General features: G+C 42.3%; 24 protein-coding genes and 1 riboswitch. Of the genes, 16 read left to right on the forward strand and 8 right to left on the reverse strand.

The features are described from left to right. Positions 1–8: 8 nt before the first annotated feature. Positions 9–1,562: an ABC-F family ATP-binding cassette domain-containing protein gene (locus JK635_RS00180; protein WP_202651235.1), complete on the reverse strand. Its 1,554-nt coding sequence runs from the start codon at positions 1,560–1,562 to the stop codon at positions 9–11. A gap of 293 nt (positions 1,563–1,855) precedes the next feature. Here JK635_RS00180 and JK635_RS24035 point away from each other — a divergent pair, with 293 nt between their 5' ends. Then, entirely contained in the window at positions 1,856–2,041 is a 186-nt protein-coding gene (locus JK635_RS24035; protein ID WP_202651237.1) for a spore germination protein, read from the forward strand. 50 nt (positions 2,042–2,091) lie between these two features. Here the strand turns inward: JK635_RS24035 and JK635_RS00190 are convergent, their stop codons facing one another. Together JK635_RS00190 and JK635_RS00195 are read right to left on the reverse strand one after the other, a co-directional pair. Further along, positions 2,092–3,393, reverse strand: a complete 1,302-nt coding sequence (locus tag JK635_RS00190; RefSeq protein ID WP_202651239.1) for a nucleobase:cation symporter-2 family protein — start codon at positions 3,391–3,393, stop codon at positions 2,092–2,094. Beyond that, positions 3,390–3,986, reverse strand: a complete 597-nt coding sequence (locus JK635_RS00195) for a xanthine phosphoribosyltransferase (RefSeq protein ID WP_202651246.1) — start codon at positions 3,984–3,986, stop codon at positions 3,390–3,392. Before JK635_RS00195 ends, JK635_RS00190 begins: the two co-directional genes overlap by 4 nt. Positions 3,987–4,169: 183 nt before the next feature. Then, a riboswitch (purine riboswitch) is annotated at positions 4,170–4,271 on the reverse strand. A 214-nt stretch (positions 4,272–4,485) separates the two neighbouring features. On the opposite strand from JK635_RS00195, the gene JK635_RS00200 reads away from it, so the two are divergent. The 3 genes from JK635_RS00200 to JK635_RS00210 all read left to right on the forward strand — a co-directional run bounded on the left by JK635_RS00200 (position 4,486) and on the right by JK635_RS00210 (position 8,042). Then, positions 4,486–5,493: an NAD(P)H-dependent flavin oxidoreductase gene (locus tag JK635_RS00200; protein WP_368857054.1), complete on the forward strand. Its 1,008-nt coding sequence runs from the start codon at positions 4,486–4,488 to the stop codon at positions 5,491–5,493. Positions 5,494–5,857: 364 nt separating this feature from the next. Further along, complete coding sequence (locus tag JK635_RS00205) at positions 5,858–7,048, forward strand: glycine C-acetyltransferase (protein WP_202651248.1); 1,191 nt, start codon at positions 5,858–5,860, stop codon at positions 7,046–7,048. A 31-nt stretch (positions 7,049–7,079) separates the two neighbouring features. After that, positions 7,080–8,042 carry an L-threonine 3-dehydrogenase gene (locus JK635_RS00210; RefSeq protein WP_202651249.1) on the forward strand — a complete coding sequence of 321 codons (963 nt, stop codon included), beginning with the start codon at positions 7,080–7,082 and terminating at the stop codon, positions 8,040–8,042. A gap of 30 nt (positions 8,043–8,072) precedes the next feature. On the opposite strand, the gene selD is transcribed toward JK635_RS00210, so the two are convergent. Beyond that, positions 8,073–9,125, reverse strand: coding sequence for a selenide, water dikinase SelD (gene selD / locus JK635_RS00215; RefSeq protein WP_202651251.1), 1,053 nt, complete (start codon positions 9,123–9,125; stop codon positions 8,073–8,075). 126 nt (positions 9,126–9,251) lie between these two features. Here selD and JK635_RS24865 point away from each other — a divergent pair, with 126 nt between their 5' ends. The 4 genes from JK635_RS24865 to copZ all read left to right on the forward strand — a co-directional run bounded on the left by JK635_RS24865 (position 9,252) and on the right by copZ (position 12,730). After that, on the forward strand, positions 9,252–9,506 hold the full coding sequence (locus tag JK635_RS24865) for an Rdx family protein (protein WP_438803816.1): 255 nt from the start codon (positions 9,252–9,254) through the stop codon (positions 9,504–9,506). Positions 9,507–9,719: 213 nt separating this feature from the next. Beyond that, entirely contained in the window at positions 9,720–10,022 is a 303-nt protein-coding gene (locus tag JK635_RS00225; RefSeq protein ID WP_202651259.1) for a metal-sensing transcriptional repressor, read from the forward strand. A 9-nt stretch (positions 10,023–10,031) separates the two neighbouring features. Beyond that, positions 10,032–12,422: a heavy metal translocating P-type ATPase gene (locus JK635_RS00230; RefSeq protein WP_202651261.1), complete on the forward strand. Its 2,391-nt coding sequence runs from the start codon at positions 10,032–10,034 to the stop codon at positions 12,420–12,422. Between the two features lie 98 nt (positions 12,423–12,520). After that, positions 12,521–12,730, forward strand: a complete 210-nt coding sequence (copZ, locus tag JK635_RS00235; protein WP_202651263.1) for a copper chaperone CopZ — start codon at positions 12,521–12,523, stop codon at positions 12,728–12,730. 218 nt (positions 12,731–12,948) lie between these two features. On the opposite strand, the gene JK635_RS00240 is transcribed toward copZ, so the two are convergent. Then, the gene (locus JK635_RS00240) at positions 12,949–13,353 is read right to left on the reverse strand and encodes an Hsp20/alpha crystallin family protein (protein ID WP_202651265.1); all 405 of its coding nucleotides are present in this window, start codon (positions 13,351–13,353) and stop codon (positions 12,949–12,951) included. Between the two features lie 100 nt (positions 13,354–13,453). Here JK635_RS00240 and selA point away from each other — a divergent pair, with 100 nt between their 5' ends. Further along, positions 13,454–14,869: an L-seryl-tRNA(Sec) selenium transferase gene (gene selA, locus JK635_RS00245; protein WP_202651267.1), complete on the forward strand. Its 1,416-nt coding sequence runs from the start codon at positions 13,454–13,456 to the stop codon at positions 14,867–14,869. A 24-nt stretch (positions 14,870–14,893) separates the two neighbouring features. On the opposite strand, the gene JK635_RS00250 is transcribed toward selA, so the two are convergent. Continuing rightward, positions 14,894–15,034 (reverse strand): small acid-soluble spore protein P, encoded by a 141-nt coding sequence (locus tag JK635_RS00250; RefSeq protein WP_202651269.1) that lies wholly within the window; start codon positions 15,032–15,034, stop codon positions 14,894–14,896. A gap of 112 nt (positions 15,035–15,146) precedes the next feature. Here JK635_RS00250 and JK635_RS00255 point away from each other — a divergent pair, with 112 nt between their 5' ends. Continuing rightward, positions 15,147–15,419, forward strand: coding sequence for a hypothetical protein (locus JK635_RS00255; RefSeq protein WP_202651271.1), 273 nt, complete (start codon positions 15,147–15,149; stop codon positions 15,417–15,419). Positions 15,420–15,474: 55 nt separating this feature from the next. On the opposite strand, the gene sspO is transcribed toward JK635_RS00255, so the two are convergent. Then, positions 15,475–15,624: a small acid-soluble spore protein SspO gene (gene sspO, locus JK635_RS00260; RefSeq protein ID WP_202651273.1), complete on the reverse strand. Its 150-nt coding sequence runs from the start codon at positions 15,622–15,624 to the stop codon at positions 15,475–15,477. A gap of 317 nt (positions 15,625–15,941) precedes the next feature. Between sspO and acnA the strand changes: the two genes are divergently transcribed. The 6 genes from acnA to JK635_RS00290 all read left to right on the forward strand — a co-directional run bounded on the left by acnA (position 15,942) and on the right by JK635_RS00290 (position 20,834). After that, on the forward strand, positions 15,942–18,647 hold the full coding sequence (gene acnA / locus JK635_RS00265) for an aconitate hydratase AcnA (protein WP_202651275.1): 2,706 nt from the start codon (positions 15,942–15,944) through the stop codon (positions 18,645–18,647). A 157-nt stretch (positions 18,648–18,804) separates the two neighbouring features. Next, positions 18,805–19,344 carry a redoxin domain-containing protein gene (locus JK635_RS00270; protein ID WP_202651276.1) on the forward strand — a complete coding sequence of 180 codons (540 nt, stop codon included), beginning with the start codon at positions 18,805–18,807 and terminating at the stop codon, positions 19,342–19,344. A 202-nt stretch (positions 19,345–19,546) separates the two neighbouring features. Continuing rightward, positions 19,547–19,678, forward strand: a complete 132-nt coding sequence (locus JK635_RS00275) for an FbpB family small basic protein (RefSeq protein WP_202651277.1) — start codon at positions 19,547–19,549, stop codon at positions 19,676–19,678. Between the two features lie 68 nt (positions 19,679–19,746). Next, on the forward strand, positions 19,747–19,887 hold the full coding sequence (locus tag JK635_RS00280) for an acid-soluble spore protein N (protein WP_202651278.1): 141 nt from the start codon (positions 19,747–19,749) through the stop codon (positions 19,885–19,887). 69 nt (positions 19,888–19,956) lie between these two features. Beyond that, positions 19,957–20,193 carry a small acid-soluble spore protein Tlp gene (gene tlp / locus JK635_RS00285; protein ID WP_202651279.1) on the forward strand — a complete coding sequence of 79 codons (237 nt, stop codon included), beginning with the start codon at positions 19,957–19,959 and terminating at the stop codon, positions 20,191–20,193. 185 nt (positions 20,194–20,378) lie between these two features. Further along, the gene (locus JK635_RS00290; RefSeq protein ID WP_202651280.1) at positions 20,379–20,834 is read left to right on the forward strand and encodes an acyl-CoA thioesterase; all 456 of its coding nucleotides are present in this window, start codon (positions 20,379–20,381) and stop codon (positions 20,832–20,834) included. A gap of 28 nt (positions 20,835–20,862) precedes the next feature. Here the strand turns inward: JK635_RS00290 and JK635_RS00295 are convergent, their stop codons facing one another. Further along, positions 20,863–21,030 carry a hypothetical protein gene (locus JK635_RS00295; RefSeq protein WP_202651281.1) on the reverse strand — a complete coding sequence of 56 codons (168 nt, stop codon included), beginning with the start codon at positions 21,028–21,030 and terminating at the stop codon, positions 20,863–20,865. Between the last annotated feature and the right edge of the window lie 32 nt (positions 21,031–21,062).

Consider the following 21,062-nt stretch of genomic DNA (forward strand, 5'->3'; position numbering starts at 1 on the left):
AGCCTTGATTAACTTGATTGTTGTGCCCATTCTTCGACATTCCATACTTTTGTAACCCAATCTGTATAAAAGTCCGGTTCGTGGCAGACCAAAACCACCGTTCCCTTATAGGCCTTTAGTGCCCGTTTCAATTCCGCTTTGGCATCGACATCGAGATGGTTGGTTGGCTCGTCGAATAAAATCCAGTTGCTTTCCGTCATCATCAATTTACAGAGACGAACCTTTGCCTGCTCACCGCCGCTCAACTGATTTAACGGACGGGAGATGTGTTCATTTTTCAAGCCGCAGCGGGCAAGGGCAGCGCGGACCTGATGCTGGTCCATGTGCGGGAACGCGTTCCAGACATCTTCAATCGGAGTTACATGGCCGGCTTTGACTTCCTGTTCAAAATAAGAAGGGAAGAGGAAGTCACCGCGTTCTATTTTGCCGCCAAGAGGATCAATTTTTCCAAGCATGGTCTTTAACAACGTCGATTTACCGACACCGTTGCAGCCGATGATGGCCACTTTTTCACCACGCTCCAAGGATAGATCCATTTTTGGCAGCAGTGGGTGAGAATAGCCAATTTCTAGGCTTTCCGCCTCAAAAACAAACCGGCCGCTGCTGCGGGATTCCTTGAATTCAAACGTCGGTTTCACCGCAGTCTCCGGACGGTCAATCCGCTCCAACCGCTCCAATTGTTTTTGCCGGCTCTTGGCCCGTCCGGTGGTTGAATAACGAGCTTTATTCCTGGCGATGAAATCCTCTTGCTTTTTAATAAATTCCTGTTGCTTTTCGTACGCATTTATATGTTGATTTTTTGTGATTTCCGCAAGTTCGAGGAATTTTTCATAGCTTGCCGTATAACGTGTCAGCTTGGAAAACTCCAAGTGAAAAATAACATTGGAGACTTGATTCATAAACTCGGTATCATGGGAAATTAAAATAAAGGCATACGGGTAATCCTTCAAATAAGAAGCAAGCCACTGGATATGCTCCACATCAAGATAGTTGGTCGGCTCGTCAAGCAGCAGAACTTTTGGCTGCTCCAACAGCAGCTTGGCTAACAGCACCTTGGTGCGCTGTCCGCCGCTTAGGGTGGCGACATCACGCTCCAGCCCAATAACATCCAATCCTAATCCTCTTGCTGCCTCTTCGATTTTAATATCCAATGAATAAAAACCACTGGCATCAAGTACGTCTTGAATTTCTCCCATTTTTTCCAACAAAGCCTCGAGTTCCTCCGGTGAGGCCTCGGCCATTTTCATCGTTACTTCGGTTAATTCTTTTTCTTTTTCAAACAGGGGTAGGAAGGCATCGCGGAGCACATTGCGCATCGTTTTTCCCGGTGTCAATACCGTGTGCTGGTCCAGGTAGCCGTATTGAATTCCTGGTGTCCATTCGACCCGCCCGCTGTCATGAATTAATTGGCCGGTTATAATGTTCATTAATGTCGATTTGCCGACGCCGTTTGCCCCGACAAGACCGATATGATCCTCGGCTAACAAGCGGAAAGAAACATTTTTAAATAATGTTCGATCCCCAAATGTATGTGATAAATTTTCTACATTTAATAAACTCATTTTTGCTTTTTAATCCTCGCTTTGTTCATAAAATCAATCATTCTTTCATCATACTAAAATTTCCAACATACGACCAGATTTTTCAGCGGAAATTTCTCATTTTTATGCTGTTTTTTTATCCAAAATAGGTGTTATTAAGCCTATTTTGTTCCTAATCTTACTATCGCTGGATTTTCCGCTTAGAGAAAACGGCCCGTTTAACGAAAACTTAAAACCACCTGTGTTGTTATCATTAGCGGACTGGAGAGCTTGTACATAGGATAATAAAGAAAAGAGGGGGGAGGAAAATCGAGGTGACGAAAAACCCATTTGGGGCTAACATTGGTACGGTTTCCGGCGGAATTGTCAATTTTGGCGGTGCCGTCACGATTGCACCGATTTCGGTTACCAGAACAATCTCAGGTGCCGGTGGAGGAAATACTGGTTCGATTATTACTACGAATACCGGTTTTAGTATTTCTACTGGGACAAGGCCATAGATTTAAATAGACGGAGCAAAATGAGACTCCGTCTAATTTACTTGGTTTGGTTAAGATACCTTTAACCTTTTCATTTGTTTTTGTTTCAATGGTTTCGCCGTATTAAAGATCATATTCAATCCAATCGCTGTTAAACTGCCAGCGACGATCCCACTGTTGGTTAAAATTTTTATGCCTTCCGGAAGGGCATCAAATAAATTCGGTACCGTTGTAACTCCTAGGCCAACGCCAACTGAGCAAGCAATGATTAACAGGTTTTCTTGCGATGAAAAATCCACTTTACTAAGCATCTTAATCCCTGAGGCAATGACCATGCCAAACATCGCTACCATTGCTCCTCCTAAAACAGAGGTTGGCACCACTGTCGTTAAGGCGGCCACTTTAGGCAAAAAGCCTAAAAATACGAGAATACCGCCCATAAGATAAATGACGTTTTTACTTTTTACTCCGGAAAATTGGACAAGGCCGACATTTTGCGAGTAGGTTGTGTAGGGAAAGGAATTGAAAAAGGCCCCGATCACGCTTGCCAATCCCTCGGCCCGATATCCTTTTACTAAATCGGCTTCTGTTAATTTCCGGCCGGTAATATCAGCCAGAGCGAAGTAAACGCCGGATGATTCCACGAGACTGACGATTGCAACAAGAGTCATCGTAATGATTGGTGCCACTTCAAAAGTCGGAGCAGCAAAATGCAGTGGTGTAATCATATGAAACCATGAAGCGTCACTAACGGCTGAGAAATTAACTTTTCCCATCAGTGCTGCAGCAATGGTACCGGCGATTAACCCTAACAGGATGGAAATCGCGCGAACAAACCCATGAAAGAAGCGATATAGGAAAATAATAAATAACAGCGTCCCAAAAGCCAGAGCTATATTAGATGCGGAACCAAAGTCCGGACTTCCTTGACCACCGGCAACATTATTCATCGCGACAGGTATCAGTGTCGTTCCGATGATCGTTACAACCGAACCCGTAACGACAGGAGGAAAAAAGCGAATTAACTTACCGAAATACTTGGCGATGACGATGACAATGAGACCGGAAACTAAAATGGCTCCGTAGATAGACGAGAGTCCATACTTGCTGCCAATTGAAATAATCGGGGTGACCGCCGTAAACGTGCATCCAAGTACGATCGGGAGTCCGATACCGAAGAAACGATTTTGCCACACCTGCAAAATCGTTGCAATGCCGCTTGTTAATATATCAAGTGAAACTAAATAGGCCAATTGCTCCGTTGAAAAATGAAGGGCATTCCCAATAATCAAGGGAACAATAACAGCCCCGGCGTACATCGCCAAAACGTGTTGAATTCCAAGCGAGACGGTTTGAAAGGGATGTTGTTTCATTTTACAAGTTCCTCCGTTTCTTGATTCAAAAATGTTACTTCCCCATTGGCAAGAGCAGCAATTTGGGCTAGTGATTCCACCCGTATCCCAAGCTGCTTCAGTTTTGCGGCCCCATCCTGGAAGGATTTTTCGATCACAATCCCAATTCCCGCGACTTCAGCGCCGCTTTGTTGGACAATATGTAGCAAACCAAGGGCCGCTTCCCCATTGGCAAGAAAATCATCGATGATTAATACCCGATCATGTTCATTCACGTATTTTTTGGAAATGGATATTTCATTTGTTTCTTTTTTGGTAAAAGAATAAACGGAAGCCGTCAGTAAATCTTCTGACAGTGTAAGAGATTTCCGCTTCCTGGCAAACACAACGGGAACATGTAAATAGAGTCCGGCCATTATCGCCGGAGCAATCCCCGATGATTCAATCGTTACGATTTTGGTTATGCCATCAGCCGCAAATCGTTGAGCAAATTCCCTGCCAATCTCCTGCATTAAACCCGGGTCGATTTGATGATTTAAAAATGAATCAACCTTTAATACATGGTCTGATAATACCTGTCCATCTTGTTTAATTCTTTCTTCCAGCAGTTTCATATGAACCTCCCAAAGTGTCATTCTATTCGTTCTTGCAATTGTATTGAAACTTCTTGCCATTCTCTCATTTGCAAAATAAAAAACTCAAAGGCCAATGCTTCACATCAAAAAATGAGTGAGGCAATGGCCTTTGAGTTTTATCATAAAGGTTAGGAAGGAAGTCCGCAAAAAAATCATGCGGAAATAATCTCATTACCCACTCATAGTCGGATCGTTTACGGCAATCCGGTAGAAACTTGCGGGCCCTATCCCCGCGATTATATGAGTGAAACAATATTAAATTGAATAATGACATTATAAACAGAAGAAATCGTTAAATCAATCATTTTTTTGTAAAAACCGAATACTGACTTAAAAATTATCGTTTTCGTTCGGGATTTGGAAGCCTTTTCATTCATTCAATTCAACAGTTTAATGAAAGATTGAATCACCATTCATTTTAAGGTAAGATTAATCTGTATGTATGTTCTGAAAATTCCAAACTTAGAGGTGAATTAGTGTGGCAAAAACAATTCCTGAAACATGGTGGAACAAATTAAGGTTGCCGGTAATTTCGGCGCCAATGTTTTTGGTGTCAGGCACCAAATTGGTTAAAAACTGCTGTCTTAATGGAGTAATCGGTTCTTTTCCGGCTCCGAATGCACGCCCGATTGAGGTGCTCGATCAATGGATGGGAACGTTGAATGAAGAATTGAAGCTGGAGCAAGAAAAAGACCCGGAACGTAAAATTGCACCTTGGGCGATGAATATGGTCGTACATAGCTCCTACAGCCGCTTACAGGACGAACTGGCCCTAGTCAAGAAGCATAAGCCGCAATTGGTCATTACCTCATTAGGCAGCCCAAAGCAAGTGGTCGAGATTGTCCATGAATATGGCGGGCTGGTATTTTCTGATGTCAGTGATGTGAAGTTTGCCCGGAAAGCAGCAGAAGCAGGAGTCGACGGCTTGATCCTCGTTGCCAGCGGGGCTGGTGGTCATGCCGGGCAAATTAATAGCTTCGCTTTTGTTGATATGGTTCGTTCCTTCTGGGATGGTATTATTGTGCTCGCAGGTTCAATTTCAACCGGGAAAGGAATTTTGGCGGCACAAGCGGCTGGGGCCGACTTGGCTTATATGGGAACGCGGTTTATTGTTGCAACAGAGAGTATGGCTAATGACGAATACCGGCAAATGCTGGTTGAATCGACACAGGAAGATATTATTTTGACAGATGCTTTTTCCGGGGTCCATGCAAATATGCTTAAGCCAAGTATCGAAAAGGCAGGACTTGACCCTGAGAAGCTGGTACGAAAAGATAGGGTCGATTTTGATGATATGCAAAAAGAATCGGCGGTGAAGAATGTTAAGGCGTGGCGCGATATTTGGTCGGCAGGACACGGGGTAGGCGCAATTGACCGGATCGAATCGGTCGCGGAGATTATTCAGCGGCTGGAGATTGAGTATAATGAGGCTCTTAAAAGAATAAATGCAAGTGCCGCGATTTTCACCGGTATTCCTGCGAAATAAGTAATTGTGAAAGCAGTCTAAGAGATTAGGCTGCTTTTTTAATGCGTTCTAAACTGACCGGATGGTGGAGACGGGTAAAGTTAAATTTTTGACGGGTAAATCTTCCGTTCAGACGGGTAAACTCAAAATTTAGGCGGGTAAATCCTCAAAATAGATCAGATTCAAATTGGGCACGCTAAATCGAAAAGAAAATAGGCAAATTTGTCCTCTTGACACGAACATTTTTCGAATAATATGATAAAGTATAAGTAGAAAATCCTTTTATAATGCGGTATAGACTAATTTACACTGTCCACTCCAGATGGACAAATGTATTTTCTATAACGACAATGGCAGCTATTTTGATAAAAAGGAGGGTTTGACGATGTCAAGCCATATTTTGGAGAAATTTTTAAATGAAAACCTTGAGGATTTAAAAAGAAAAGGCCTGTATAACGTGATTGATCCACTTGAAAGCCCGAATGGTCCCGTGATCACCATTAACGGCAAAGAACTGATCAACCTTTCATCGAATAACTATCTCGGTTTAGCTACCGATGAACGCTTGAAAAAAGCAGCAGCTGAAGCGCTGCAAAAATTTGGGGTTGGTGCTGGCGCCGTACGCACCATTAACGGCACGCTAAAAATCCACCTCGAACTTGAAGAAAAATTGGCCGAGTTTAAACATACCGAGGCAGCCATCGCCTATCAATCTGGATTTAACTGTAATATGGCAGCGATTTCAGCCGTCATGGACCAAAACGATGCGATTTTATCCGATGAATTAAACCATGCCTCCATTATCGACGGTTGCCGGCTTTCCAAAGCGAAAATCATCCGCTTTAACCACTCCGATATGGAAGATCTTCGTGCTAAGGCAAAGGAAGCCAAGGAGTCAGGGCAGTACAACAAACTGATGGTCATTACTGATGGTGTTTTTTCGATGGACGGAGACATTGCCCATTTGCCGGAAATTGTTAAAATTGCCGAGGAATTTGACCTGATTACATATGTCGACGATGCCCATGGCTCTGGTGTTCTTGGCGATGGAGCGGGGACGGTCAAACATTTCGGCCTTTCCGACAAAATCGATTTTCAAATTGGAACACTCTCAAAAGCTATTGGTGTCGTCGGCGGTTATGTAGCCGGTAAGAAGAATTTGATTGATTGGTTAAAAGTACGCAGTCGTCCCTTCCTATTTTCTACCTCTTTAACACCGGCTGATGTCGCTGCAAGTAAACGGGCGATTGAAATCCTGATGGAAAGTACAGAGCTCAATCAAAAACTATGGGAAAACGGTGATTATTTGAAGAAGGGACTTAAGCAGCTTGGATTTAACATTGGCAATAGTGAAACCCCAATTACACCATGCATTATTGGCGAAGAAAAGATGGCCCAGCAATTCAGTCAACGCTTAATTGAAGAAGGGGTATATGCAAAAGCCATCGTTTTCCCAACAGTTCCTAAAGGAACAGGCCGTGTTCGCAACATGCCGACTGCTGCCCATACAAAAGCAATGCTCGACAAAGCGATTTCTATTTACGAAAAGGTCGGCAAGGAAATGAACATTATTTAAACAGAAATTCAGATAAGGACGGGGAACATCGATGAAGCGTATATTAATCACCGGGGCTTTGGGCCAAATTGGCTCGGAGCTGACCTTAAAGCTTAGAGAGCTATACGGCATTGACAATGTCATTGCCACCGATATTAAAAAAAATGACAGTGAAGCAGCCTTAGGCGGTCCGTTTGAAACTTTAGACGTAACTGATGGCAAAAAAATGGTGGAGATCGCCAAAAAATATCGGGTTGATACGATTATGCATCTGGCGGCGCTTTTATCGGCTACGGCTGAAGCCAAGCCGGTGTTTGCCTGGAATTTAAACATGGGCGGGTTATTAAATGCTCTTGAAACCGCCCGAGAGGTAAAGGCCCAATTTTTCACACCAAGCTCGATTGGGGCATTTGGCCCATCGACACCAAAAGACAGGACACCGCAGGATACGATCATGCGTCCGACAACGATGTATGGGGTAAACAAAGTAGCCGGTGAGCTGTTGGCTGATTATTACTATCATAAATTTGCTGTCGACACGAGAGGCGTCCGTTTTCCCGGATTAATTTCTTATGTTGCCCTGCCAGGGGGCGGAACAACCGATTATGCAGTCGAAATATATTATGAAGCAGTAAAACATCGCCGCTATACTTGTTATATTGATAAAGGTACCTACATGGACATGATGTACATGCCTGATGCCTTAAATGCCATTGTTGACCTAATGGAAGCTGACCCAGCCAAGTTGATTCATCGTAATTCCTTTAATGTCAGCGCGATGAGTTTTGATCCTGAGGAAATTGCCTCTAGTATCGCCAAGTATATTCCTGGATTTAAGATTTCCTATGATGTCGACCCGGCACGGCAGAAAATCGCCGAAAGCTGGCCTAATTCCCTTGATACCACTGCTGCTAAAGAAGAATGGGGATTTCATTACGAGTATGATTTAGATAAAATGACTGAGGATATGATTGATAAACTGCGCCAGAAATTCCACTATCGAATATCGGGCTAAAAAAACAGCGAAGCAACTGACGCTTCGCTGTTATCTTTTAACATAGATCCATTTATCTTGTTTTTCCAAAACGCGCCCGACAATAGCCGCTTGGGCAATTCCCTTTGACCGAAGTTGCTGCACATATTGTTCAGCTTCTGCTTCCAGAAGCGAAACCAGCAGCCCGCCTGATGTAACGGCGTCACATAAGACTAATTGCTCCTCAGGCAAAATGTCCTCATAAACGATATCATTTTGGAGCCATTTGTGATTGGATTTCGAACCGCCCGGAACAACACCATTTTTCGCTAATTCCACCGTACCGTTAAGGAGCGGTACCTGAGAGAATGAAATTTCGAAACTAACATCACTCCCGCGGGCCATTTCGCTGCCATGACCGAGCAGGCCAAATCCGGTTACATCGGTAACAGCATGCGGCTGGAAGGCTGATAAGGTTTCGGCAGCTATTTTATTGAGCATCGCCATCGTTTCGGTAACGAGTTGCTCCTGCTCGGCTGTAACCGCACCTCGCTTTATTCCGGTAGTCAAGATGCCGACTCCAATCGGCTTTGTTAACACAAGAGCATCACCTGGTTTGGCACCAACATTTTTCCATACTTTTTCCGGATGAACAATACCTGTGACGGAGAGGCCAAACTTTGGTTCCTGGTCGTCGACTGAATGTCCGCCGACCGTCACGGCTCCTGCTTCTTTGACTTTATCAGCAGCCCCGCGTAATATTTCCACCAGCATGTCTGGACCGAGCTTTTGAATCGGATATCCGACAATGTTGAGAACAGTTTTTGGCTCACCGCCCATGGCATATACATCACTCAAGGCATTGGCAGCCGCAATTTGTCCAAACATATAGGGATCATCCACCACTGGTGTAAAATAATCAACCGTTTGGATGAGAGCAATGTCATCAGTTAATTGGTATACCCCGGCGTCATCACTTGTCTCGTTGCCAACAAGCAATTCCGGAACTGGATCTTGTTTTGGTAACTGACGCAAAACTTGCGTCAAGTCCTCAGGACCAATTTTGCAGCCTCAACCGGCTTTTGTTGATAATGAGGTTAGGCGGATTTTCTCTTGTTCACTCATTTTGTACACCTCCAATACTTAGTAGTATACCTTTTTCAGTTTAAAACCGCACGAGTCAAGCAAAGGATTTGCAAACCAAGATTGGCTGAGATAGAATATTTTAAACCAAATAGATATTGTTTTAAAATGGAGGTCTTTATCTTGAAAAAGTATCAGGTCATCATTGAATTTTGCATGATGTGAAATTACGCGCCTAAAGCCGCGAGTTTCGCGGAAGAGTTAATTACCCATTTTAGAAGAGGCATTGAAAAAGTAGAATTAATTCCCAGTTCCGGCGGGGTTTTCGAAGTAACGGTCAACGGAGAAAAAATATATTCAAAGGATGAAACAGGTCTTTTCCCAGACACCGAGGAAATAATTAAAATAATGGAAGCAGAATAACGGAGGGATCCAATGTTCAGCAGGCTCCGAAACTTAGCAGATTGAGAACAAAACTTCTTGATCTGCTTTTTTTGACTAAATATAATTTAAAAGTTACAATTTTAGATTTTTTCCCGGTTCTAATTAAAGATGAATTTTGAGGATATTTTTTTGTTGACTAAATATAGGATAGGGGGGTATAGTAATAGTACAAACAAAAGGGAAGTGATTTTAATGGAGAAATTCTTACACGATCACCCGAGTACCCCTAGGAGCAAAGACGAAAAGCAAGCGATTATCAACCGTTTAAAACGAATAGAGGGTCAAGTTCGCGGCATACAAAAAATGGTCGAGGACGATCGATATTGTATCGATATTTTAGTCCAAATCAGCTCGATTCAATCAGCATTAAAACAAGTAGGTTTCTCAATTACCGAACGGCACATCAAACATTGTGTCAGCGATGCGATCAAAGCTGGTGAGGGGAATGAAACAATTGAAGAATTAATGACTGTCATGAAGCAATTTTCTAAGTAAGGGGTGGTTATGGTGAGTGAATTAAAGCATGCAACACTTGGAGTTACAGGAATGACCTGTGCCGCCTGCTCTAACCGGATAGAAAAAACATTAAATAAAATGGCCGGTGTGGAAGCACAAGTGAATTTTACAACAGAAAAGGCATCTGTTCATTACGATCCGGAAAAAACCTCGATCGCCGAGATTACCGATAAAATTGAAAATATCGGTTATGGTGTTCTGACGGAAAAAGCGGAATTCGATGTCTTCGGGATGACGTGTGCCGCTTGTTCCAGCCGGATTGAAAAAGTACTCAACAAACAAGCTGGCGTTAAGCAGGCAACGGTAAACCTAACAACGGAAAGTGCAACCATTGAATATACACCTGGATTAATAGATGAAAAAACCTTAATTGAAAAAATCCAACATATCGGCTATGACGCCAAACCAAAGGCAGAGGCAGAAGAAAAACAAACGTATAAAGAGAAAGAGCTGCAGCATAAGAAAACAAAGTTAATGATTTCCGCAGTTCTATCTGCACCATTATTAATCACCATGCTCGTTCATTTATTCGGCATGACGCTGCCAGAAATTTTCATGAATCCATGGTTCCAATTTGCTTTGGCGACCCCGGTTCAATTTATTATTGGCTGGCAATTCTATGAAGGTGCTTATAAGAACCTAAAGAATGGCGGCGCAAATATGGATGTGCTGGTCGCATTAGGAACAAGCGCTGCCTATTTCTATAGTTTATATGAAGCATTAAAGACGATTGGCGATCCTGCTTACATGCCGCATTTATACTATGAAACAAGTGCGGTTTTAATCACCTTGATTTTATTTGGCAAATATTTAGAGGCAAGAGCGAAGAGCCAAACAACCAATGCGATCTCCGAATTGCTTAATTTACAAGCTAAAGAAGCCCGTGTGATTAGAGATGGGAAAGAAGTGATGATTCCTGTCGAAGCTGTAGTCGTTGGCGATCATTTAATCGTCAAACCAGGAGAAAAAATACCCGTAGACGGTATGGTTATTAAAGGAAGAACATCCGTCGATGAATCGATGTTGACCGGCGAATCGATTCCAATTGAAAAAGAACCCGGGGCGAATTTAATCGGGTCGACCATCAATAAAAATGGTTCAATTGAAATGGAGGCCAAGAAAGTTGGGAAAGATACCGCACTTGCCTCGATTATCAAAGTAGTCGAGGAAGCTCAAGGATCGAAAGCGCCGATCCAACGGTTGGCCGATGTAATTTCCGGTTATTTCGTTCCAATTGTCATTGGGATAGCTGTCCTAACCTTTATCATTTGGATTTCTTTTGTTCAACCTGGACAATTTGAACCGTCATTAGTCGCGGCCATTGCCGTCCTTGTTATTGCTTGTCCATGTGCACTGGGGCTGGCAACTCCTACTTCAATAATGGTAGGTACCGGAAGAGCTGCTGAAAGCGGAATTTTATTTAAAGGCGGCGAACACTTAGAACGAACTCATGAAATTAATGCGATTGTTTTGGATAAGACGGGAACCATTACAAAGGGAAAACCAGAGGTAACTGATTTTTCAGGTGATGCAGAAACATTGCAATTATTAGCTAGTGCCGAAAAAGGTTCTGAACACCCGCTTGCGGAAGCGATCGTGGCCTATGCAGCAGAGAAAAATATTCATTTCTTGGAAGTGGATCATTTTGCGGCGATACCCGGTCACGGGATCGAAGCAGAGATTTCTGGACAGCAGATTCTTGTCGGAAATCGAAAATTAATGAACGATCACCAAATTGACATCGAAAGTGCGACTGAAGAGAAATTAATTGAATTTGAAACCGGTGGTAAAACAGCGATGCTGATTGCCATTGAGGGAGAGTATCGCGGCATCATTGCGGTGGCTGATACAATTAAAGACACCGCTCCAGAAGCGATCAAGCAATTAAAAGAAATGGGCATTGAAGTGATCATGTTAACGGGTGATAACGAGCGGACAGCCCAAGCCATTGCCAAACAAGCCGGCATCGATCAAGTGATTGCTCAAGTGCTGCCTGAGGAAAAAGCAGATAAAGTAAAAGAAATACAGCAACAGGGTAAAAAAGTGGCCATGGTGGGTGATGGCGTGAATGATGCACCAGCATTAGTAACCGCTGATATTGGGATTGCGATTGGAACTGGAACAGAAGTAGCCATTGAAGCCGCTGACGTGACGATTCTCGGCGGTGAGCTATTGCTGATTCCAAAAGCGATTAAAATCAGCAAAGCAACCATTCGCAATATCCGCCAAAATCTTTTCTGGGCTTTCGGATACAACACAGCGGGCATTCCAATTGCCGCGCTTGGCCTGCTGGCACCATGGATCGCCGGTGCTGCCATGGCCTTAAGTTCGGTAAGTGTTGTCTCTAACTCACTCCGCTTAAAACGGGTGAAACTCTAGAGGGGAACTTCCATCAGCGGGGATTCCACAACCAATTGGGGGGATCAAACTGCCCGTTAAGGCCAGATCAAAGATCCCTTTAAAGGAGGTGAAAAGGAATGGAAAAGAAAACATTAGATGTTCAAGGCATGTCATGCGGCCACTGCAAAGCTGCCGTAGAAGGCGCTTTGAAAAAATTAGCTGGCGTATCAGCAGCTGAAGCTCATTTAGAAACAGGTAAAGTTGATGTTACCTTTGACGAAGGAAAAGTTACAGTTGCGGCGATGAAAGAAGCAATTGAAGAACAAGGCTATGATGTTATTGCCTAAATGAAACACTAAAAAGCTGGTTTTCTAAGGGAAAATCAGCTTTTTTCATCCTTTTTCGATAAACTGAAACTTCCATCAGTGGGGTTTTTTTCATTCCCCACTGATGGTTAGTTGAACCAATCGGACCTTTACGGGCAGTTGATCCCCCACCTAGATTCCTTGTAGACTTGAATTCTCGAGGTGGGGGTCTTACTGCCCGTTAAGGCGGGATAACATCTTCATGGCAAGGGAATATAACGATTTTTTCCTGAGCCATTTTCTGCTTTGGTGATGAAAATCTCTAACAGTCCATTTTGGAAAACGGCCGTTACACCATGTCGGATAATCACAAAGGGAAAATCAATGATCCGTTCTTTTTTGGGAAATGATGTTAGCGGGGAATGGTTCTGTTTTTGTGCGGAAATGATTAATTTGCTATTTTCGACTTTCACTTTTATTTCTGAGCTTGCATAATCTTGCAGGACCACCTCGACAATCCAATGATCATCGGTTTCATATATATCTATTTTAAAAATCGCATTATCTTCATATTCAGTATGAGGGTCAAGAAAAAAATCCCTTAACCACTGTTCCATCCAGTCGGGATCAGGAGATTGATGTTCGGTTGATTTTTTCTTATTCAAAGCCAGCTCCCCCTTGCTCGTTTCATTCTATTCAAACAGGTGGAAAACGTGAAAGATGGTATAATAGGTCAAAAGAAGGATTTGTAAAGGAGTTTTAGTTGTGAAAGAAACTTTACAGATGATCCCGCCTGTCCATGAACTGCAGCACCATCCACAATTTGCAGATATTGTTAAACAGACGAGACTCGACACGGTCCAGCTGACGAAGCAATTAAAAATAGTAATAGAAGAAATACGAAAAGCGATTCTTCAAGGTAATTGGAATGGGCCGCTTCCTGGAACGGCTGGCTTCATCGAGGAACTTTTTCAATTGCTGCTAAAGTCAGCCACAAAGGAATTTTCTTTTACTTTAAAAAGAGTGATCAATGCAACCGGGACGATTTTACATACCAATTTGGGCAGAGCCCGTTTAAGCAAGACTGCAATTAGCCATGTGGTTGAGACCGCAGAAAATTATTCCAATCTTGAGTATCGGCTGGATCAAGGGGAAAGAGGTTCCCGTCACAGTCACATTGAAGCTCTATTGACAAAAATTACCGGTGCAGAAGCTGCGATGGTCGTGAACAATAATGCCGCTGCTGTGTACCTAGTCTTGCGGGCGCTGGCTGAAAATAAAGAAGTGGTCGTTTCAAGGGGCCAGCTTGTCGAGATTGGCGGTTCATTCCGCATTTCTTCTATTATGAAGGAAAGCGGCGCCAGACTAGTGGAAATTGGGACAACCAATAAAACGCATCTATATGATTACGAAAACGCGATCACGCCAGACACAGCGATGATCATGAAGGTCCACACCAGCAATTTTAAGGTGATTGGTTTTGCCGAAACGGTACCCACAGCGGAACTTGTTCAGTTTACCAAAACGCTTGATGATGTGATCTATTACGAAGATTTGGGCAGTGGGGCCTTATTTGACTTTAGACAGCATGGTATTGGTGAGGAGCCGGTGGTTAAAGAGGTCATTGCTATGGGGACGGATATTGTAACCTTTAGCGGCGATAAATTGCTGGGAGGGCCTCAGGCAGGAATTATTGCCGGGAAAAAGACATTTATTGATCGGTTGAAAAAACATCAATTGGCAAGAGTAGTCCGGGTCGATAAGATGACCCTTGCGGCGCTTGAAGGTACATTATTAGATTATGCCCGCGGTGAAAAAGCGATTCGCAATATTCCAACCATTCGTGATTTATTGCGGTCAGTTAATGAAATAGACGAACGATCACACGCTTTTGTTACAAAACTATTACAAAAAACTACCATTTTTGAAGCGAATATTTTTCCTGATGTCAGTCAAGTAGGCGGTGGAACAATGCCTGAAGTTCAGCTGCCAACCATGGTGATTGCTTTAAGACATCAGTCCTTGACTGCCGAACAGCTGAGCAGAAAATTACGCATCGAGGCCAAACCAGCGATTATCGGCCGGATCCAAAAGGATGAATTTCTCCTTGATCTACGAACGGTTTCCAAAGAAGAAGAGGAGCTGATTCTTGAAGCCTTAGCGAATATTGAGACACATTAAAGAAATCGGCTGATTGCCGATTTCTTACATATCATGACTGGAATTATGCTTGGCTCGAGTGTGGTTGCGATTTTTTACTTTTTTTGAACCGCTTAACGGTTCCGGCTGTCCGGATATTTTTGGAGCGTTTCGCCGCATGTCTTTGCCATCATTTTTATTGGTCATTTTTAATCCCTCCTCATTAAGTTAGGATGCAAGGAAACATCCTTTTTATGCTGAATATTTTTCAATTGTTTGTGCAGTTTAAAGGGTAAACGAAAATGAAGGAGGGAAAAGCGTGACCCAAAGAAATCCTTATAATAAGAATAAACAAGAGGCGTTTCAAGCGGCCCAGCAGGGATTTGAAAATGCCCAAGGCCTGTTTGAAACGATTGTCAATGATTCCGCCAGCTACGGTCATCAATTAAAGCATTTAAAAAATGAAGTGAATGAAGCGTACCAGCAAATTGAAAATGCCTTGGAAGTAGCTTCTGAAAAACAACGCGAACAATTAGAGCGATTCCAGCGTGATTTACAACAAATGGTGACAGAAGTCAATCAAGCAGATTAATAGTAGAAAAGCGAAGAACGGACCTTGTCAGGTACGAGTCTTCGCTATTTTTTCCTCACTGATTTTTCTTTCGCTTCTTATTATTTCGTTTCTCCATTTCCGTTAACGGCTCATTGGCCATTTCCTCATGAAATCCTGCACCATTTCCTTGCGCTTTTGCCGCATTCATCCCCGGAATTACATGATTCGCCTTGTTTTTTGCCATCCCAATCACCTCCTATTACCGTTACTATTTCCAGAGAATCAAAATAAATGACAAATAAAAGTTTTTTTGCCATAATGATAGTGGTTTTCCGTTCAGTTTTTTTAAAAAATGACCCAAGTAGAGGCAAGAATTTTTAAATTTTCTGAACAATTTACATAAAAATTGATAAGAAAAACTTATCAAACTCAATAACTTTCTTGTTATTTACTTATGTAATCGCTTGTATTAAGATAGGGTTGAAGCTGGATGGAAAAATTATAACTTTTTAGTATTTGTTATTGGATGTTTTTTTATGTCGAAAAAGGGGGTTTTTTGAAATGGTGAAAAACGATGTATTTAACGCGCGTTCTTCTTTTGATGTAAACGGCAAAAGCTATCATTTTTACCGTTTAAGCGCATTAGAAGAGGCTGGAATTGGCAATGTATCAAAGCTGCCATATTCCGTGAAAGTATTACTTGAATCAGTGCTGCGTCAGTACGATGGCCGGGTAATTACGAAAGAGCATGTTGAAAATTTAGCAAAATGGGGTACGGATGAGCTGAAGGAAGTGGATGTTCCCTTTAAGCCATCCCGTGTTATTCTACAAGACTTTACAGGGGTTCCGGCAGTTGTTGACCTTGCATCTTTAAGAAAAGCAATGGCTGATCTTGGCGGCGATCCTGATAAAATTAATCCGGAGAAACAAGTCGATCTTGTCATTGACCACTCAGTGCAAGTCGATGCTTACGGTTCTCAGGATTCGTTAAAAATTAATATGGATTTTGAATTCGAACGTAATGCTGAGCGTTATCAGTTCTTAAGCTGGGCACAAAAAGCATTTAATAACTATCGTGCTGTACCGCCTGCAACTGGTATTGTACACCAAGTTAACCTTGAGTATTTAGCAGATGTTGTTCATGTTGCCGAAGTTGACGGTACTTTAGAAACATATCCTGATACATTAGTAGGTACTGACTCTCATACCACGATGATCAATGGCCTTGGCGTTCTTGGCTGGGGCGTTGGCGGTATTGAAGCAGAAGCAGGCATGCTTGGCCAGCCTTCATACTTCCCGGTTCCTGAAGTTGTCGGGGTTAAATTAATTGGTGAGCTGCCAAACGGGGCAACTGCTACCGACCTGGCATTGAAAGTAACCCAAGTTCTTCGTAAACATGGGGTAGTGGGCAAATTTGTGGAATATTTCGGACCTGGAGTATCTACACTGCCGCTTGCAGACCGGGCAACCATTGCCAACATGGCTCCTGAATACGGGGCAACTTGCGGCTTCTTCCCAATTGACGAAGAATCGCTTGCTTACCTGCGTTTAACAGGTCGCGATGAGGAGCACATCCAAGTGGTTGAACAATATTGCAAAGCCAATGGCTTATTCTTCAACCCTGCAGAAGAGCCTGTATATACAGATGTGATTGAAATTAACCTTGCTGAAATCGAAGCAAATCTTTCCGGCCCTAAGCGTCCACAAGATTTAATTCCGCTTTCAAAAATGAAGCAAGAATTTGTGAAGGCAGTATCTGCTCCACAAGGAAACCAAGGGTTCGGCCTAACCGCTGATGAATTGGAAAAATCAGCAATGGTTAAATTTAATAATGGTGACGAAGCCGAAATCAAAACTGGTGCCGTTGCGATCGCGTCGATCACAAGCTGTACGAATACTTCTAACCCTTATGTTCTTGTGGCCGCCGGCTTAGTTGCCAAAAAAGCCGTGGAGCTTGGCATGGAAGTACCAAAATTTGTGAAAACATCTTTAGCACCAGGTTCCAAGGTTGTTACCGGCTATCTTCGTGATTCCGGCCTGCTCCCATACCTTGAAAAGATCGGTTTCAATCTAGTAGGTTACGGCTGTACCACATGTATTGGAAACTCTGGTCCATTAAAAGAAGAAATTGAAAAAACAATTGCCGAAAACGATCTTTTAGTTACATCTGTGCTTTCCGGTAACCGTAACTTTGAAGGTCGGATTCATCCGCTTGTCAAAGCAAACTATCTGGCCTCACCACCGTTAGTTGTTGCTTATGCCCTGGCCGGTTCAGTAAATGTTGACTTTGCAACTGAACCAATCGGTAAAGATAAAGATGGCAATGACGTCTTCTTTAAAGACATTTGGCCATCAACTGCGGAAGTAAATGATGTGGTTAAACGCACCGTTACACCTGAACTATTCCGCAAAGAATACGAAAATGTCTTCGGTGACAACGAGCGCTGGAACGAAATCAAAACGAGCAATGAGCCATTGTACAACTGGGATGCGGATTCAACTTATATCCAAAATCCACCATTCTTCGAAGGCTTATCCAAAGAACCAGGTACTGTTGCTCCATTAACAGGACTTCGTGTTGTTGGTAAGTTCGGGGATTCAGTCACAACTGACCATATTTCACCAGCAGGAGCCATCGGCAAGACTACTCCAGCAGGTAAATATTTATTAGAAAAAGGCGTTCAACCGCGTGATTTCAACTCTTACGGTTCCCGCCGCGGTAACCATGAAGTCATGATGCGCGGAACATTCGCGAACATCCGCATCCGCAACCAAATCGCACCTGGTACAGAAGGCGGCTTCACGACTTACTGGCCTACAGGCGAAGTTATGTCCATTTACGATGCTTGCATGAAGTACAAGGAAGACGGCACTGGCTTAATGGTTGTTGCCGGCAAAGATTATGGTATGGGTTCATCCCGTGACTGGGCTGCTAAAGGAACAAACCTATTAGGCATTAAGACTGTTCTAGCTGAAAGCTTTGAGCGAATCCACCGTTCAAACCTTGTGTTAATGGGTGTTCTACCGCTTCAATTTAAAGCAGGTGAAAATGCCGAAACATTAGGATTAACGGGTAAAGAAACGTTTGAAGTCCAAGTAGACGAAAACGTAAAACCACATGATCTTGTGAAAGTAACTGCTACTGACGAAGACGGCAATAAGAAAGAATTCGAAGTAGTGGTCCGCTTCGATTCCGAAGTAGAAATTGACTACTATCGTCACGGTGGTATCTTACAAATGGTCCTTCGTGAAAAATTACAAGCTTAATTTGTACACCCTTTTTAAACACCATGCGTTGTTTGCGCATGGTGTTTGTTATGTTCATAAAACTGTCACATTATTGCCAAATTGAAATTTTGTTTAACCTAAGTTAATAGTGTAAAATCAGATATAGTGATGATGATTTCAAGAAGGGGGATTTGGGGTGGTCAAGAAAATCATTGCGGCAGTAATCCTAATTACCTTACTTACCGTAGCAATTGTCCAAGCAGTCGATAAAAAACCAGAAAAGCAGTCCGATACCGCAAAAGAAGCTTCAGCACAAACGAATGGATTAACAATTGGGGCAAAAGCACCTGATTTTGAGCTGAAGACACTGACCGGGGAAACGGTAAAACTTTCAGACCTAAAAGGAAAAAAAGTTATCTTAAATTTTTGGGCAACCTGGTGTGGGCCATGTAAGAAGGAAATGCCGGAAATGGAGAAATTTTTTAAACAAGCGGATAAGAATATCACAATTCTTGCAGTCAATATTGACCCGCAATTAGATGTCAAAGGATTTGCGAATGAGTACAAAATTACTTTCCCAATCCTGCTCGACAAGGATGATCAAGTAAATAAGACCTATCAAGTGATTTCGATTCCAACCACTTATTTTATTGACAGTGACGGCCTCATTCAAAATAAATTGGTTGGTTCGATGAAACTGGATGATATGGTCAATTTTACAGGAAAATTAAAATAAGCCTTTTGAGACGTTGATGATATATTCAACGTCTTTACTGTTTATTTTACCCCATTGGGATTAAAGTGAAATGCATTTATGACAACTTTGCAACATTTTCATATTTATTAAATAAACGATTTAATTTTCAAAAAGTTGTAATAATTGCAAGCGTTTTAGGACATAATAACTGCTATAATGAGTCATAAGGAAGGTGAAAAACATGAGAAGACCAAGAAAACGTTCTTTTGAGGAACTAGTTTCTGAAAATAAATCACAGCTTTTGAAAGACAGTGCTGCGTTGGAGAAAATTGAAAAACGCCTTGAACAAAAGCGATTAGGCAAGGCAGAATAGCGATAATTTTTTTCCAATCATGGTCCCTCTTCTTTTTGGACAAAATAGTGCTAAGGAGGGGATCAAAAATGGGTAAAGGGTATCAAACAAAACGTTTTCGCCCAACGCATATTGGAACACAGCCTCGGAGTTTTGGCGGAAATAAAGGAAAACAAATGCAAGATAACTCTGGAGAACACGCTCAGGTTATGCAAACAAAAGGTGAATAAATAAGAAGCGCAATCGCCTTCGGGACACACACAGTAACAAGAACATTCATTAGGAGGAATATTCAACAAATGACTTATAACAACAAACCAAAACCTGATGATCGAAGTGATAATGTTGAAAAGCTGCAGTCGATGATTCACCATACAATTGAGAATATGGAAGCGGCAGAAGAATCTTTAGAGTTTACTGACAGCGAAGCACAGCGTCAGCAGATTGCGAAAAAAAATGAGCGCAGACGCCAAGCAATTGATTCATTCCGCTCCGAAGTAAAAGATGAAGCCAACCACAACAATACTCAAGGCTAATGTTACCGGGACCTTTCACTATGACAGGTCCTTTTTCTAAGCAAAAATGAAAAGCAACATCACTTTCCAATCCTGCCGTTCATTCCCCTCATTACAATCTCTCATTTTCTTATGATAAGATAGAGAAGTGAAAAGAAAAAGGAAAACATTGATAAAAGTTTATTAAAAGAGGAGAAATGGTAACGATGGAAGATTTTTTTGTTTCGACTAGAGAAATTCAGCTTTATTATGCCGACACTGATATGATGGGTGTTATTTATCACGCCAATTATTTAAAATTTTTTGAGTTAGGCCGTACAGGGTTAATAGAGGATCTTGGTTATCAGTATGTAGCCATGGAAGAGGCAGGTTTTTACGCACCTGTATACGATGTCCAGGTAACTTATAAGAAACCGCTGCGCTATGGGGACCAAGCCTTCGTTAAAACATGGGTCGACCATAATGATGGTATTAAAACGATTTATGGCTACAACATTATCAATGGGGATGAAGAGTTGTGCGCCACGGGAAAAACTACTCACATCATTGTAAAGAAAGATAATTTTAGACCCACTTCCTTTAAAAAAGCATTTCCCGAATGGTTCTTAAAATATGAAGAAATTAAAAAAATTGAATTAACGATTGATAATAAAACTACATAGGAGCATCCTTAAGATGCTCCGCTTCTTGTTATACTGTCAATTGTTCAAAAAAATCAATTAATTCATCAAAATTCCGCGTTACTTTGGGAGAGCCATTGCTTGGGTCAGCTGGGAAAAATTCAATAACAAATTCATTTCGATCCATACTTTCATTCACAAATGTTGAAAACTGATACTCTTTCAGACGATTTTGCATCTCTCCACCCTCCAATTAGTAACATCCTCATA

This window comes from Neobacillus paridis, assembly GCF_016765675.1.
GTDB classification, from domain to species: Bacteria; Bacillota; Bacilli; order Bacillales; family Cytobacillaceae; genus Neobacillus; species Neobacillus paridis.